The 15,610-nt window shown below is 45.2% G+C and carries 9 protein-coding genes and 2 pseudogenes; 10 read left to right on the forward strand and 1 reads right to left on the reverse strand.

Features of this window, described 5'->3' with window-relative positions; translation table 11 throughout:
* Window positions 1-30 precede the first annotated feature (30 nt).
* From QMK20_RS05080 to QMK20_RS05095, 4 genes and pseudogenes are all read left to right on the forward strand, one after another.
* A pseudogene (locus QMK20_RS05080) lies at window positions 31-850 on the forward strand (YwaF family protein).
* A 196-nt stretch (window positions 851-1,046) separates the two neighbouring features.
* Complete coding sequence (locus QMK20_RS05085) at window positions 1,047-2,483, forward strand: N-acyl-D-glucosamine 2-epimerase (protein ID WP_283654861.1); 1,437 nt, start codon at window positions 1,047-1,049, stop codon at window positions 2,481-2,483.
* A 64-nt stretch (window positions 2,484-2,547) separates the two neighbouring features.
* Window positions 2,548-2,718, forward strand: a pseudogene (locus QMK20_RS05090) (MgtC/SapB family protein); the annotation flags it as partial.
* 19 nt (window positions 2,719-2,737) lie between these two features.
* Complete coding sequence (locus QMK20_RS05095; RefSeq protein ID WP_283656208.1) at window positions 2,738-3,283, forward strand: 5'-3' exonuclease; 546 nt, start codon at window positions 2,738-2,740, stop codon at window positions 3,281-3,283.
* Between the two features lie 1,885 nt (window positions 3,284-5,168).
* Here the strand turns inward: QMK20_RS05095 and QMK20_RS05100 are convergent.
* A complete protein-coding gene (locus QMK20_RS05100; protein WP_283654862.1) occupies window positions 5,169-6,413 on the reverse strand; it encodes a helix-turn-helix domain-containing protein in 1,245 nt (414 codons plus the stop codon).
* Between the two features lie 497 nt (window positions 6,414-6,910).
* Here QMK20_RS05100 and QMK20_RS05105 point away from each other — a divergent pair, with 497 nt between their 5' ends.
* The 6 genes from QMK20_RS05105 to QMK20_RS05130 all read left to right on the forward strand — a co-directional run bounded on the left by QMK20_RS05105 (window position 6,911) and on the right by QMK20_RS05130 (window position 15,525).
* Complete coding sequence (locus QMK20_RS05105; RefSeq protein ID WP_283654863.1) at window positions 6,911-7,048, forward strand: hypothetical protein; 138 nt, start codon at window positions 6,911-6,913, stop codon at window positions 7,046-7,048.
* Window positions 7,049-7,094: 46 nt separating this feature from the next.
* A complete protein-coding gene (locus QMK20_RS05110; protein WP_283654864.1) occupies window positions 7,095-9,377 on the forward strand; it encodes a glycoside hydrolase family 3 C-terminal domain-containing protein in 2,283 nt (760 codons plus the stop codon).
* Between the two features lie 134 nt (window positions 9,378-9,511).
* Window positions 9,512-9,793 carry a hypothetical protein gene (locus tag QMK20_RS05115; RefSeq protein ID WP_283654865.1) on the forward strand — a complete coding sequence of 94 codons (282 nt, stop codon included), beginning with the start codon at window positions 9,512-9,514 and terminating at the stop codon, window positions 9,791-9,793.
* A gap of 63 nt (window positions 9,794-9,856) precedes the next feature.
* Window positions 9,857-12,286, forward strand: a complete 2,430-nt coding sequence (locus QMK20_RS05120) for a glycoside hydrolase family 2 protein (protein WP_283654866.1) — start codon at window positions 9,857-9,859, stop codon at window positions 12,284-12,286.
* A gap of 608 nt (window positions 12,287-12,894) precedes the next feature.
* Window positions 12,895-13,644, forward strand: a complete 750-nt coding sequence (locus tag QMK20_RS05125) for an SDR family NAD(P)-dependent oxidoreductase (protein WP_283656209.1) — start codon at window positions 12,895-12,897, stop codon at window positions 13,642-13,644.
* 519 nt (window positions 13,645-14,163) lie between these two features.
* Window positions 14,164-15,525: an MFS transporter gene (locus QMK20_RS05130; protein ID WP_283654867.1), complete on the forward strand. Its 1,362-nt coding sequence runs from the start codon at window positions 14,164-14,166 to the stop codon at window positions 15,523-15,525.
* Window positions 15,526-15,610 lie beyond the last annotated feature (85 nt).

Consider the following 15,610-nt stretch of genomic DNA (forward strand, 5'->3'; position numbering starts at 1 on the left):
AAAGAGAAAAAAGATAGAAGGGGGCTTTTGATGGACAAGCCGTGGTCATGGTCCTGGTTCTGGTTCGATGCTGCTGCACCGGAAGGATTCGAGGCTTTTACTTCGTCACATTGGCTGGCTGTACTAGGGCTTATTTTATGTGCTTTACTGCTTTGGCTGACTCGGGGCCTGATTCAGTCGCATAAGCTGTTAAGTGAGGGGATTCGCTGGCTCCTGGTTACCATACTCATTCTGTCAGAGGTAACTCTGAATATATGGTATGTGACGCAGCACATTTGGGATGCTCAGACATCATTGCCGCTGGAGCTGTGCAGTGTGACGCTGCTGCTGTCGATTCTGATGCTGATTTTCCGTAGCCGCTGGCTGTATCCGATCATACTTTTTGCCGGAATTGGAGGAGCGCTTCAAGCGGTACTCACGCCTAATTTGGCATACGTTTTTCCGCACTATCGTTTTATTCATTTTTTTGTGGCTCATAGTGCCATTATATGGGCTGCCTTGTACATGACATGGATCGAAGGACTGAAACCGACGTGGAAGGGCGTTGGGGGAGCAATGCTTTTCCTCAATGGCTTGGCGGCTGATCGTTTGGCTCGTAGATAATGTACTCGGAGCAAACTATATGTTTCTTGCCGGAAAGCCGTCAACACCGTCGATATTGGATGTTTTGGGACCATATCCGCTGTATATTTTGGCAGAAGAGGTCATTGCGCTCTTATTCTTTTCTCTTACGATGTTACTGTTCGAGGTGCTGCCTGGAGGCAGGCTATATGCCCGCTTTCGCAAAGGAGCTGTGCACAGAGCTGAACGTCTTGGGGAAGACCATAGCACAGAGAAAACACTGCGCTGAGGGATCAGTAATTTCCTCCTCATCCGCTCATAAGCTAATCTGACTCTTTATTCCAATATCCTGATTGCTGACGGTGAAGCAGTATGTGCTGCATTTCCGTCTGTAAGTCTGCATTTCACAAATTTGCGAAGTATGGTAGCATAGGCGAACCAGCAGGAGCATATAGCGAAGAGACGGGTAACGGAGGTGGAACCAATTGAGCTATAACGGTAATGACGGGACACAATCAACAGGATCTATAACTTTGACCGGAAAAATAAAGCCATGGGCGCTGAGCGGCCCCAGTATTCAAATAGATCCGTTGTTTCCCTATTACGCCAACCGTTCGCTGGACAGTATAGCCGATGAAATCGCCCTTGCAGGCTACCGGACCGTTCATTATTTTGTTGTGCGTGAAAATGAAGTAGATGGAGCGCTCGTTGCGGCCTTTCAACGCAGGGAAATCGCGGTATGGGCGATGGTGCTTGGCAATGGTTCCTTCGGTGTGTCACAGCTGCCGCCAGAGTGGAAGGGATGGCGCATGGAACTGCTGCGCGAACCGAATGACGGGTTTCAGCGGCTTTCGCATTTTGCACAGGAATACGTAGAGTGGAAAAAGAAAGCCGCTGCCCGGCTGGTCACCGACATTCCGTTTGACGGGTTCGAGGTGGCAGAGCCTTATTTTCCCGAATGGAACGGGCTGCGCAGTGGAGTGTACGGGGATATTGGCCCGCATGCCCGGCGGGCCTTCCGCGAGCGCAGCGGTGAGGACATTCCGGATTTCCGCGACAAGCATACGCGGAATTACTACCGGAAGGTCCCGGAGCTGTACGCGCAGTGGGTCGATCTGCGCGTGGACGCCGTGAACGCGCTGATCGGCGAGCTGGTGAACGGCGCAGGCGGCGTGCGTGATGTCCGGCCGGACATCTGCGTAGCGACGTGGTCGCTGGCCGTGAACGGGCGCGGCGATGTGCCCGGCCAGCTACGGGAATGGCAGGGGCTGGACGCAGTAGCGATGATCCGATGCGTAGCCCCGGATATGCATGTGCTCCAGACCCATTGGCCGGACTGGATGCGTCGTCGCCTGCCGCCGCATTATATTGGCGGCTACGCCCGCATAGCGCAGGGGATACGCGCCGCTTATCCGAATCTGCCCCTCGGGGTGCAGGCGGATATCGGTTCACTCGCGAGTATGGTTCGGGACCGCGAATGGACCCGGCAGTTCGGGGCTACCGCCCTGGAGGGCGGTTATGACGCCTGGACCGCCTACGAATACCATCTGGGCGGCTATATGTACGATGAGCCGCCCATCCCGCTTTGTGCGGAAAGATCGACCGCAGATGATGAGGTGGTCGTTTCTTTCAGCAAGCGGATTGCCACGCCGTCTGTGAATGAGCTGCGTGTCTGGAGCCGGGAGAGTGCGGCTGATGCCACGGGCGATCTGATTCGCACAGGCAGGAACGATTCACTGAGGCCATTAGAGCTTGTGGACGCAGCGGCAGACGGTAACCGTCTGCTGCTACGTATACGTAATTTGCCGCCGAGGGCGTTCAGTTTGAGACTTGAAGGGGTACAGGATACACCGAAGCTATGGCTGCTCAAGGGAAGGAAGGCACACCGCAATCTGCCGGAGCATGAAGTGCCAGTTCCTTAAAATTGGGGTAATAACAAGGTACGACATCTGTTCGAGAAATAAAATGTAGTGGAGTGAAAAGAGTATGTGGGATTGGGATTATCTGATTCGGGTCATGTTCGCCGGCTTGTGCGGCGCGTTAATCGGCTATGAACGCAAAAGTCGGATGAAGGAGGCGGGCATTCGCACGCATTTCATTGTCGGTATCGGCGCGTCGCTCATGATGGTGGTATCCAAATACGGTTTTCAGGATCAAACAGCACTTTTTTGATGCAATTAAAAATTTTAACCCAACGCATGTCATTTGTTGTTGGGATATGGGTAGAAGTACTTTTCGTACCAAGAGCTACAGCCAATACAAACAAAATCGTTTGGAAGCTCCACTTGAACTTCTGCCACAATTCGACTTAGTCAAAGAAGTAGTGGCTGAAATGGGTGTACCCAATATTGGCTTAGCAGGGTACGAAGCGGATGATTGTATTGGTACTATATCAAATAAGCTTCAGGAGGATTCTGAGGTGTTTATCTTAACCGGAGACCATGACATGCTTCAGTTGATTACTGAAAAGGTGAAATTAATAATTATGAATAAGGGAAGATCAAATTACACTGTGTATGATTTAGAGACACTTTTTATTGTAAGGCAATTAACTCCTTCACAGGTGATAGATTTAAAGGCGTTTATGGGAGATTCTAGTGATAATTACTCTGGGGTTAAAGGTATAGGTGAAAAGACTGCCCTTAAGCTGTTGAATGAGTATGGATCTGTTGAAGGCTGTCTCGAATGTTTTGAGATGCTTCCAGCAAGTATCGAGAAGTAAATTGAAGAAAACTTGGAAATGTTACATCTTTCAAGAGATCTGGCTAGAATTCGACTTGATGTGCCTATTGAATGTAATTTAAATGAATGTCTATGGGATCTACGTTATGAGGCTGCCTCAAGGAAATTTGAAGAATTGGAGTTTGGCGCTCTTGTAAATATACTCGGTAAGGTAGTGAATGGTTAGGTCAATTATTTTAACCAGAACATTGACTAATGCTGGGAAGTATCAAACCGACTTCATTGTTGGGCACGGCGTTGTTGGATAAAAGAGTGAGGAAGGCGATCCTAAACATACAAAGGTAGCTTAGGTTGATTTTGAATTATACAAAGACAACTCAGTAATTCAGGTAAATCTTTGTTACATGAAAGTTTTCTCTTGGATTTTGTGTGCATTTATCCTTATAAATCGTGGTATGTAAGACAACTTTCTTTACAGGCGCGAGTGGTCAGCATGTAATTAATTTCAGATACAGACCGCACATTCCGATACCTTGCTGAGCAGGGATTATTTCAAGAAGTTTTATCGGGATTCTTTTCATGTTGGGCCGTTCGAGGAGGTTCAAACATCACCTTTATATTGGGGCAACCACCACAGTTACAATAGAGGATTTTAGAGTGCTTCACAAGCCAGCTAGACACATTAGGCACTTAAGAAAAAAGTACTGTATCTGAAATTATTTCAACACAGAACTGATAAGGAAATCGCTGTGGTCTATAAAATCAGTTGGACTAATTTTATAGTTAAATGAGACTGATTATAGCATCTAAATGAGACAGTAAAAATCCCCGCGAACCCAGTAAGGACGGGAATAAAGGTTAATTAAATCCAAAATCATCTGTTAATGATGGATCTGAATTATCCTATTTTAAGGTGAAAAAGGACAGCCTGATTTTTATAACAAGAAGTAAGACAAACATTATCTAATAGGAAAATTACGTTTACTCGATTACAATAAAGTTTTGTTATACATATTTTTACCTACAGGACAAATTAATATCTAACCTAAACAGTCCCGATGAAAAATTCTTTATTTCGGGGCTGTTTGTACTTTATGGATAGCAGGTGAAACGGTAAGAATATAGGAAAAAAATAAAAAACATTTGAAAATTTAACAAGCTTAATCAAATTGAATTTTTACAGATTATTGGTGTATCACAAGGGACATTGAGTGAATTGGAAAAAAGATAAATACAAACTATCTTTAGAAACCGTAATTGCTCTGAAACTAAATTTCGGTGTTGATTTAGATTGGATGCTACTTGAAGAGGCGGTAGTTTCTAATAGCGGGCTATTTCGTGCAAATAGTAGATCTTGAATCCAATTTAATCTCAGGATTTCGAAAGTTAAACCTAGGGGACAAACAGGAAATTGGGATCATGAATTTGAAGTTAAAGCGGTACAGAAAATTAATTGAGCATAACTGTATTCTTGTATTGGGTCATTGAAATTACAACTAATATATAGTTGTATGGATGAGAGTAGTTGATTTTATGAAATTACTATTTTGCGAAAATATCAGGATGCTTTTAATTTGTATTCTGTGAATATGGATACTGCTTGTATGGGGAATCTGGGAAACTCACACCGATGAAGTTAATCAGTTTACTTTGGTGAATTTGCCAATCCCATTAGGCGATGCAAATATTGACTTCTGATCGCCATTGAAGGCTTTGAACAGGAGCATGATTTAATCCGGGGCAAAGGCTCGTTCCAGAAGGTCATAGAACAAATTGACCGCCTGCTCAAACTTCACCAAGAGGATGATTTCAAGGTAAGATAAATTATGCCAACAGGAAAACGGAGCACTACAGCAGTACGTTCGGCTGCTTTTTAACTAATGGACAGGAAATCAAGCAGCTTTTCAGTGCTCAAGCAGTATGCTCTATCTTAGCTTATTCTCTCTGCGATATCGACCAGGCGTTGCCCCGGTATGTTTTTGGAATATTTTCACGAAATGGGTCTGATCATAGAAACTCAGTCGCAAAGCAATGCTGTGAATAGAATCAGTTGTTAATAGCAGTAATTTTTTTGACTCTTCGACCTTTTCCATTTGAATAAAATTACTTATCGTGATGCCTGTCTCTTTTTTGAATTTTTGACTTAAGTAGTTTGGCTTTAGGTGGGTTAAATCCGCCAAAATAGTAAGATTCACATTTTGATAAATATGTTTGTTAATATATTCCTGACATAAGGATATAGCTTTGGAGAGGTGCTTCCGTTTTGCTTTAGACACTCGTTCTACAAAATCAACCAATGCATTAAAAGTTGCATATTCTACCGCTTTTATATCAGACAATTGCTCAATGTGTTGAATATGATGATCGCTTATCATGTATGCAATTTCTGTATATAATCCTCCCTCTACTGCAGCACGGCAAGCTAATGTAATCGTACAAATACTCAAATTTTTCATGTTTCGGAGTTGGCTGTACTTGGCTAACAGCCCTCCTTCTTCAAAATGAGATGCAGCTGAAAAAAAAGACATACTAAGCAATTTAGTTTTATCTCCATCTCTGATAATTTGAAGAACACGTTCCTCCAGGTCACACCCATCCTTATACTCAGATAGCTCACGTTGTTTGGATATAATTAAATCCACTTTATTTCTGATCGAATTATTATCATCCATAATAAGGAAATCGCTACTTATTACATCCGAAATGTCTAACCATACACCATTCAAAAGATAGAAAGCAAGGATACAAATATGATAAAGACGCTTGTTATTTACATGAGATAATTGTTGTACGTACTGCTGAAATTTGTCATCTAAGTCAGGCTCATGGTATGAATTTTTGTTTTCTTCCGCAGAACTGGGATATGAATAAACAGGGCCAATAATGATTGTAGAAACTGTTTGTTCTTCTGCTGAGAATGGAATCGTGATGTAAGACTCATCAAAGATGGTTTTATGAATACTTGGAATCCTGGTGTGAATCGACTGCTCCATAAGTAAACGAGCAATTTCGATCTGATGACTAAAGTACATGCTGTTTTTAACATCATCACTGGATTCTACATTAATGCTATTATCAGTATTTGAAGCTGGATAAAAAACCGGAAGTTGTATGGATTCATAAATCAACCTGCTTAAAAATGCAAGCTTATGAAAAGCCACATTCATCATTTTCACCTCATTTTCAGTGATGATTTGTATGATTTATATAATAATCATACCACAATCAAAAACGCTTATTCCTTATAATAAGACTTATCTTACTTTTAAGAAAACGAAAGGGGTTAAGACTCACTGAATAATAGGACAGAGTAGAAAATTTTAATTCATTGTGGTAAGCGCTTACGAATTTTAATACTATTTCAGTGATCACATGAATTTAGCTAAACTAGAAGCCCATCATTGAGAGGGGAAGTGAGGGAAAATTGAACGTAGCAGATTAGAGAAGAACGTATGTGATTTTATTGGAATTAAAACTAAAAAAACCATAAATAAACATTAAATAATAATTTAGTGGAATAGTTTTAATTTACTACACTTGAGGCTGGTAACAACATTGTTCCACTGGCATTCGAAAATGTGAGCTTGCAACCGGTAGAAAGCAAGGAAGTAAAAGTCAGCATTACTGAAGTTTGAGATTATGACTACACCAGCGGGTGAAACAGTAATTGATATGGGACAAAACATGGTTGGCTGGGGGAGAAGCCTCAATCCGTGACCTTGCTAGTTATCCTTCCTTTGAGGCGCCGGAAGAGCTGTTGAATGAACTGGACCTTCAGCTCGCGGCGATCGTTCTGGAACAATAGTTAAAGCTTGCCTGCAGAGTTTTATAATCGAGGAGTGTTGAGAAGAATGAATCGTGATATTAAAAATATGGTAAGACAGATGACATTGAACGAAAAAGCAGAACTTTGTTCTGGAGCCAGCTTCTGGTCAACCCAAGCCGTAGACAGATTGGGTATTCCGTCCATTATATTGACTGACGGCCCGCATGGTCTGCGAAAGCAGGACGGGGAATCGGATCATCTGGGTCTCAATGAGAGTGTACCATCCACCTGTTTCCCTTCAGCTGCTGGTTTGGCCAGTTCCTGGAATCGCGATCTGGTACAGCTTGTGGGTGAGGCCATCGGCAAGGAAGCGCAGGCAGAAGATGTAGCTATCGTCCTTGGACCTGCCGCCAATATCAAGCGTTCGCCGCTGTGCGGACGAAACTTCGAATATTTCTCGGAAGACCCTTATTTGACCGGGGAATTAGCTGCAGCGCATATCGCAGGTGTGCAAAGTCAAGGTGTCGGGACTTCTCTGAAGCATTTTGCCGTTAATAACCAGGAGCATCGACGGATGACAACAGATGCCATTGTAGATGAGCGTACATTAAGAGAAATTTATCTGACCGGTTTTGAGAAGGCTGTAAAGCAATCTCAGCCATGGACCGTCATGTCAGCCTATAATAAGCTCAATGGATCTTATGTCTCTGAGAATGAATACTTGCTGACAACCATTCTGAAAGAAGAATGGGGCCACGAAGGATTCGTGGTCTCCGACTGGGCTGCGGTAAGTGAAATTGTGGCCAGTATTGCCGGCGGTATGGAGCTGGAAATGCCTTCTTCGAACGGAGAAGGGCCCAAGCAAATTGTTGAAGCCGTAAACCACGGCGAATTATCCGAAGAAAAGCTGGACCAAGCGGTAGAAAGGCTGCTGCATGTTATTTTTAAAGCAGTCGATTCCAAGCGTGAACATGCCAGCTATGATCAGACAGTCCATCATCAATTGGCCAGAGAAGTTGCGAGAGAAACGATGGTCCTGCTGAAAAATGAGAATCAAATTCTTCCTTTGAAAAAAGAAGGAAAAATCGCAATTATCGGGCAAATGGCTGAAAAGGTTAGATATCAAGGTGGAGGAAGCTCCCATATCAAGCCGACACAGCTGGACAGCATTTATGAGCAAATTACGATATCCGCAGGACCTGCCGCATCCATTACTTACAAGCAGGGCTACGATCAGGACTCGGACGAATCCGACCAGTCTATGCTTGATGAAGCGATAAAGGCTGCAGCAGCCTCAGATATAGCTGTACTCGTAGTGGGTCTGCCCGACCGCTATGAATCAGAAGGTTATGACCGTTCTCATCTGGATGTGCCGCTCAATCAACAGCAACTCATCTCTGCCGTTGCTGCCGTTCAGCCCAATGTAGTTGTGGTGCTGTGCAACGGATCACCGATTCTCATGCCGTGGCTCCAAGATGTCAAGGCTGTTCTGGAGGGATATTTGGGCGGTCAGGCTGCCGGAGGGGCTATCGCTGACTTGTTGTTTGGAGATGCCAACCCTAGCGGTAAATTAGCGGAAACGTTCCCGCAATCCTTGAAGCACAATCCATCCTATTTGTTCTTCCCTGGCGATGGCGACCGCGTCGAATACCGGGAAGGGATTTACGTAGGTTACCGTTATTATGACATGAAAGATATCGAGCCTTTGTTTCCTTTCGGTTATGGTCTAAGCTACACCCGGTTTGAATACTCCCACTTAACCGTGAGTCAGACTGAAATTAAGGATAACGAAACGCTCTCTGTAACCGTGAATGTAAAAAACACAGGTCCCGTATTTGGCAAGGAAGTGGTCCAGCTGTATGTCCATGATTGTGAATCCACGGTAAGCCGCCCTGAGAAAGAGCTGAAAGGCTTTGCCAAAGTTGCGCTCAAACCCGGAGAAGAGAAAACCATCACTTTCACTTTGGAAAAACGAAGCTTTGCACACTACAGTGTCGAGCGCAAGGACTGGCACGTGGAGAGTGGGGGATTTGATATTCTACTAGGGTCCTCTTCACGGCATATTGCTTTGCAAACGAAAGTTATGGTGGAATCTACTACGAGAGAAATCGTGCCGGTATACGATCGAAATACAGCTCTAGGCGAATTGCTTTCGAATCCGAAAACGACGGCGGTGTTGGCCCAAATGCAGGGGCTGGCTCCCCAGGGGGCCGAAAATGCACATTCAGATGCTGTATCTGCGGAGATGATTCAGGCATCCATGCGCTATATGTCGCTGCGGGCTTTAATTCCGTTTACAGGTGGAGCACTTACGGAGGAGACGCTCTCCATGCTTCTGGAGCATTTGAACGCGGCAGTTCGCCAATAAATGCACAATCCAAGATTTTAAAATATCTTTTTCAGTGTTCAGCTGAAAGCATATTTTTCTGATTTAAAACTGAAATCGACAGCCAAGAGAGTGTACGAGTATGAAAAAAGTATTTATTTTAGGAGGCATCGGATGTGCTCCCGACTCAGCGGCTGGCGCGCTTGGCTAAGCAGGCGAGAGTCAAGAAATTTGTCCTGTTTGGTTCTTACTTTGCCCATTTCACTGAAGCTTGGCACGATCTGAATCTTAAGAAGGAAAATGCATATCCACGAACCAGACTTCTTCAGGAAGAGGTTTCCCTTATGGAAGGTGAAGGGGAAATGGATATACCAAATTATTTCCAGGGTCCTACAACGTCGAAGATGTCTTCGCGTAACCAATATAAACTTGAGATACAGTCTAGTGTGGCCCTGTAAATCCAAGAAAGAACAATAAAGAAAACTCCAAGCTCTGATATAAAAGAAGGGGATGACTTAGAAATGATTAAAACATCTTTTAATGCTGATTGGCTGGTTGGCCCAAAACCTAGCTACTTTGGTGAGATCGATACGGATAAAAAGCCGCATAAGCTTGTTACATTGCCGCATGATGCGATGTGGGAGAAGGAGAGACTGAAAGACGGCAGCCCGAGTATCGCTTGTTATCCGGAAGGAGAATATGAGTACAAAAAGTCATTTTTTGTACCCGAGGAGTACCGGAACAAGCGGGTCACCATCGAGTTTGAAGGCGTATACAATCAAGCGATGGTATACATTAACGGAGATTTTGCATGTCAGCATCCCTTTGGATACAGCAATTTCTATGTAAAGGCTGACCGCTTCCTCAAATATGGCCAAGAAAATGAGATCCGTGTTATCGCTAATAATTACAAAGACTCCCGCTGGTACACAGGAGCTGGCATCTACCGGAATACCAAGCTGATCGTAGGGAATCTCACGCATATTGCCTTGGATGGTGTGAAGATTACCACGCCTGAGATATCTGATGGCCGAGCAGTCGTAAAAGTAGCGACAGTGATTGAAAATGAAGGCTTAAGCACTTTGACGGCGCAGGTGTTGACTGAGATTATCGATGCGGATGGAACGGTTGTTGCCTCTGATCTTGCTCCGGTCACGACCTTTGCGGGCGAGCCGGCAACGCTTCGTCAGTCTATTCTGGTAAAGTCCCCCAAACTTTGGAATGTAGACGAGCCAAATCTATATACGTGCAGAACGACGATTAAGGCCGACGAGGAAGAAGTGGACCAAGAGTCAACGACCTTCGGCATTCGTTCGCTAACATTGGATGCGGATCAAGGGTTATGTATAAACGGGAAGGTCGTCAAGCTGCGCGGTGCGTGTATCCATCACGATAATGGCGTGATTGGTGCTGCTACCATTGATCGAGCCGATGAGCGGCGAGTCGAGATTCTGAAACATGCAGGATTCAATGCGCTGCGCAGCGCGCATCATCCGATGAGCAAAGCGCTGCTCGACGCATGCGACCGTCTTGGCATGCTGGTTATGGACGAGAGCTTTGATATGTGGAGTTCTACCAAAACCGAATATGATTATGCGCTGAGCTTCCCCGTTTGGTGGGAAAAGGATGTACAAGCGATGGTGGATAAAGATTTTAACCACCCAAGCGTAATTATGTATTCCATCGGTAACGAAATTCCGGAAACGGGCAGCTCCATCGGTTCAATGTGGGGACGCAAGATCGCGGAGAAGATTCACTCCCTTGATCCTACCCGCTTCACCACGAACTCGGTTAATTTCTTGCTGGCCGTTATGAAGGAATTGCCTAAAATGGCTGACGCTGGCCATTTTAACATCAGTGAAGACTCCGGCATCAATACAACGATGAACAATTTAGGTGACATCCTCTCGGCGATCGTTAATAGCGAATTATGCACGACGCAAACGGCAGAATCGTTCGCATGTGTGGATATTGCGGGCTACAATTATGCAGAATCACGATACCTTAAGGATATAGAACAGTTTCCTAACCGGATTATCGTCGGGAGCGAGACTTTTCCGAAAAAAATCGATGTTAACTGGAAATTCGTGAAAGAGCTTAGCCAGATCATTGGAGATTTTACCTGGACGGGATGGGACTATCTGGGGGAAGCGGGGATAGGAAGAGTCCAATATGATGTGGATAGCTCATCACCCTCAAATCAAGGCATGTATCCGTGGATTACAGGCTGGTGCGGCGACATTGATATTCTTGGCAACCGGAGACCCGTATCCTATTACCGTGAGATTGTATTCGGTCTTCGCACGGCTCCGTATATCGCTGTACAGCGGCCTGAACATTATTCTAAAAAAGCCTCTCTGTCGAATTGGAGCTGGAGCGATTCTGTCTCTAGCTGGTCATGGAGCGGATATGAGAGTAAGCCAATTAAAGTGGAAGTATATGCCGATGCAGAAGAAGTCGAGTTGCTGGTAAACGGGCGTTCGGTCGGAAAAGCTGAAGCAGGCGAAGGACAACGCTTTATAGCGGAATTCGACACCATCTATGAAGCGGGCGAAATTACGGCGGTGGCTTACGTTAGCGGACAAGAAACCGGCAGGATGACACTCCATTCGGCAAGCGGTGCCGTCATGCTCACAGTAGAAGCGGACCGAACAGAGATTGCCGCATCCGACAGTGACCTGGCTTTCGTAATGATTAGCCTGAAAGACGAGCAAGGTAATCTGTTTAACACCATGGACCGGAAGGTTTCTGTGATGATTGAGGGGCCTGGCTTGATTCAGGGCTTTGGCAGTGCCAACCCCGCAACCGAAGAGAATTACTTCGAGAAGGAGCATACCACCTTCGACGGCAAAGCATTGGCGGTTGTACGTCCAACCGACGCAGGCGTCATCACCTTGACAGTCACTGCTGAAGGCTGTACTCCGCAATCCATTACAATTAACGCACAATAGTGGAATTCGGACTTTCCATCAGGAATGTGAGTTAACCCTTTGGGTACGAGATTTTTCAAGATGCAGCAGACGTTCAAGTGGGACTGGATGGAATATATTGTATTTATTATGCTTTTGATTTACAAGGAGTAATTGCCGTTGCTGTAAGTGATACTCCTGCTGGCAAGTATGAATTTTACGGACATGTCCATTATGTCGATGGCACATTGCTGGCGATAAAGAGGGAGATACCTTTCAATTTGATCCATGCGTGTTGGGCTGCGTTCGATGACAGACGCAGACGCTGAAAAAACCAAAGAGTGGAGGAATCACAAATGGCCTTTAACGAAAACTCGAAATTAAGCGAATTGCTCGCGAACAAAGCTGCGATCACGGTGTTGGAGAAGCATTTGCCTGGAATCTCGACCAATCCGATGGCGAGCATGGGGAAGGGCATGTCGCTTAAGCAACTGGCCGCCATTCCGCAAGCCAATATGCCCCAAGAGTTAATCACGGCTATAGTTTCCGATCTGACTGGCATCGGAGAAGAAGACGTTCAAACGAAGCCTCATGAGAGAAGCCCGGCAGACGAGACTAAAACTGGTGAGTTTCTGGATAGAACCGTACCGATTGGTTCCGTCGCCATCATCACTGGGGGAGGCAGTGGCATTGGTCGTGCTGCCTCGCTTCAGCTCTCCAAGGCTGGATTCAACGTTGTTGTCGTCGACTTCAATGCGGAGACGGGTGAAGAAACGTTACACCTTGTTCGTGAACAAGGCGGTGAGGGTCTTTTCGTGCAAGCCGACGTCTCAAAAAACGAAGATGTCGAATGGTACGTGAAGGCAACCATCGACGAATACGGACGAATCGACGCTTTCTTTAATAACGCAGGAGTTCTGCAACAATTCAATTTGCTGGAGAACATCGAACTGTCTGAGTTCGAGCGAGTCATCAACGTCAACGTCCGTGGCGTCTTCCTTGGCTTGAAGCATGTGCTGAAGGTTATGGGCAAGCAGGGTTATGGCTCGGTCATCAATACTGCTTCGACCGCGGGTATTCGCTCCGAACATAGTATGGCCGTCTATTCCGCAAGCAAGCATGCTGTGATTGGCTTGACGAAATCTGCAGCGATAGAATACGTAAGAAAAGGCGTTCGGGTCAACGCTATTTGCCCTGGCGGTGTCGATACGGCGCTGACGCAGACAGTCCCAGCCATGATGCAAGACAGTGGCTATATGCCGGAGGAGTTCCCTTCCATGAGGATGGGACGATTCTCCGACCCGGCCGAAGTTGCCGAGATGGTCGTGTTTCTAGCCTCAGGCAAGTCCAGTTATATGACCGGCTCGGTCGTCGTGGTTGACGGTGGACTGACGTTGTAATCGCAGTTAATCCATATCACCCAGAATGAGTCAAGCTTACTTCTGAGGCCCGTTCGATAGCTAGTTGAATTGTATGCGGATACCAAATGATGTTTACAAGTTGCATGAGTAGGTTCAGGGATGAAATATGTTGATTGCATGTAAGAACGCTGATTTGAACTTGTTTTAAAGAATGGAAGATTTATTGGCAAGCATGATATTGAAAGAGAAGGTAGCTTAACTGTGCCCGTCTTGTGAATAACCCGGTGAATACCATCAGAACCAGGGTGTTGAATCTATACTGGATGAATTTCAATTAGAATGTTGCGGATAAATATTCCGTTCCGCTTGGATACTGTGAGATGTCGAAGAGAATCACTCGGTGAGGTAAGTGATTCATCGACTTCTCCTCAGGTATCCGCGCGAGCTCCAAATTCAATATGACAGCATGAGACAAGACGACCGTGGTGCGTGAGAAGAGTTTCTTCTCCGAATCTTTTGTCGTATATTTGGATGTTAACCGAAGGAGTTGAATTTTGGATGGAACGGGAACTTACTACTAAAGAATTAATCGGTGATTCGGCAGGTTCAATTGCATTGAGTATCATGACAGCCCTATTAGGTCTGATGACATTCTACTACACCGACATTGTTGGAGTTTCGGCTGGTGTTGTAGGTACAGCCTTGTTATTTACCAAGCTTCTAGACGCTGGCGCAGATATTGGAATGGGGGTACTTCTAGACCGAACTCGTTCTAAGCACGGTCAAGCCCGCCCTTGGCTGCTAAGAATGATCATCCCGATATTTGTATCCATTTTGCTGCTGTTCAGCGTTCCCGATCTAAGCCCAGGGGCAAAAATAACTTACGCTGTTATAACTAACATCATATTTTATATTTTTGTGTTTACTCCTACATCGATTCCTTATCAGAGCCTAATGGCTTTAACGACAAGAAGCCAGCAGGATCGAACCTTAATGGGGATATTACGAGCCTCTTCTAATTATTTCACAGGAGCAATCATCGTCATGGCTTTCATTCCGGCTGTCAATGCTCTTGGAGGAGGCAAGAAAGAATGGACGCTTTTAACAGCAATCCTGGGGTTGATCGCTTCTCTTGGAATCTATTTGACCTTCCGTTATTCCAAAGAAAGATATAATACCCAACAATTGAAAGATGTCGGTGAGATAAAGAAAAACTATACAATGAGAAAAGGTCTTAAACTGCTTTTTACGAACAAATATTGGCTTATTATATTTTTTATCGCACTAATCTCGAATATTAATTTTGCTGTATCCGCTTCAGCCGGGATGTATTACGCCAAGTATATCTGGGGCAATCTTAATTTGGTAGGAATCATGGGAGCGCTCTCTTTTATCCCGATGGTACTCGTTTTTCTTGTCTCTGGACCTGTCATCAAGCGATGGGGCCAGCGAAATACTGCCATCTTCGGATTGGCAGTTGGGATCCTGGGCTCTCTAATTCGATTCATTGATCTTAACAGCATCCCGATTGGCCTGGCTGGATCCGTACTGCAAGGGTTCGGTGTGATTCCTCTGATGATTGTGCTAGGACCGCTTATGACGAGTACGATTGAATACGGCGAATGGAAGCATGGGCAACGGATTATTGGGTTGACGAATAGTGTGAACTCCTTCGGTGGTAAAATCGGTACGGCGCTTGGAACGGCACTCATTGGCTGGTTGCTTGCTTTCGGGCATTATCAGGAGGGTGCATTAATACAGACAGATACTGCAAAATCGATGATCATCGTTATGAATATTTATTTGCCATTATTCACTTATATTTGCATGGCTATTTTGTTATTTTTCTACTCACTAGAGAAGCAGTACGTTGGCATTCTGGATGACCTAAAGAAAAGACGGGAAGAAGTTCCCGAATAATCGTTGTGTCAAAATAGAACTAGTATTTCCCTGGAGACCCGATATCTGTGCCTGGTTGCGTTCGACTTCTCAAGCCGTTGCCCCA

The organism is Paenibacillus sp. RC334, from assembly GCF_030034735.1.
Classification (GTDB): Bacteria; Bacillota; Bacilli; order Paenibacillales; family Paenibacillaceae; genus Paenibacillus; species Paenibacillus terrae_A.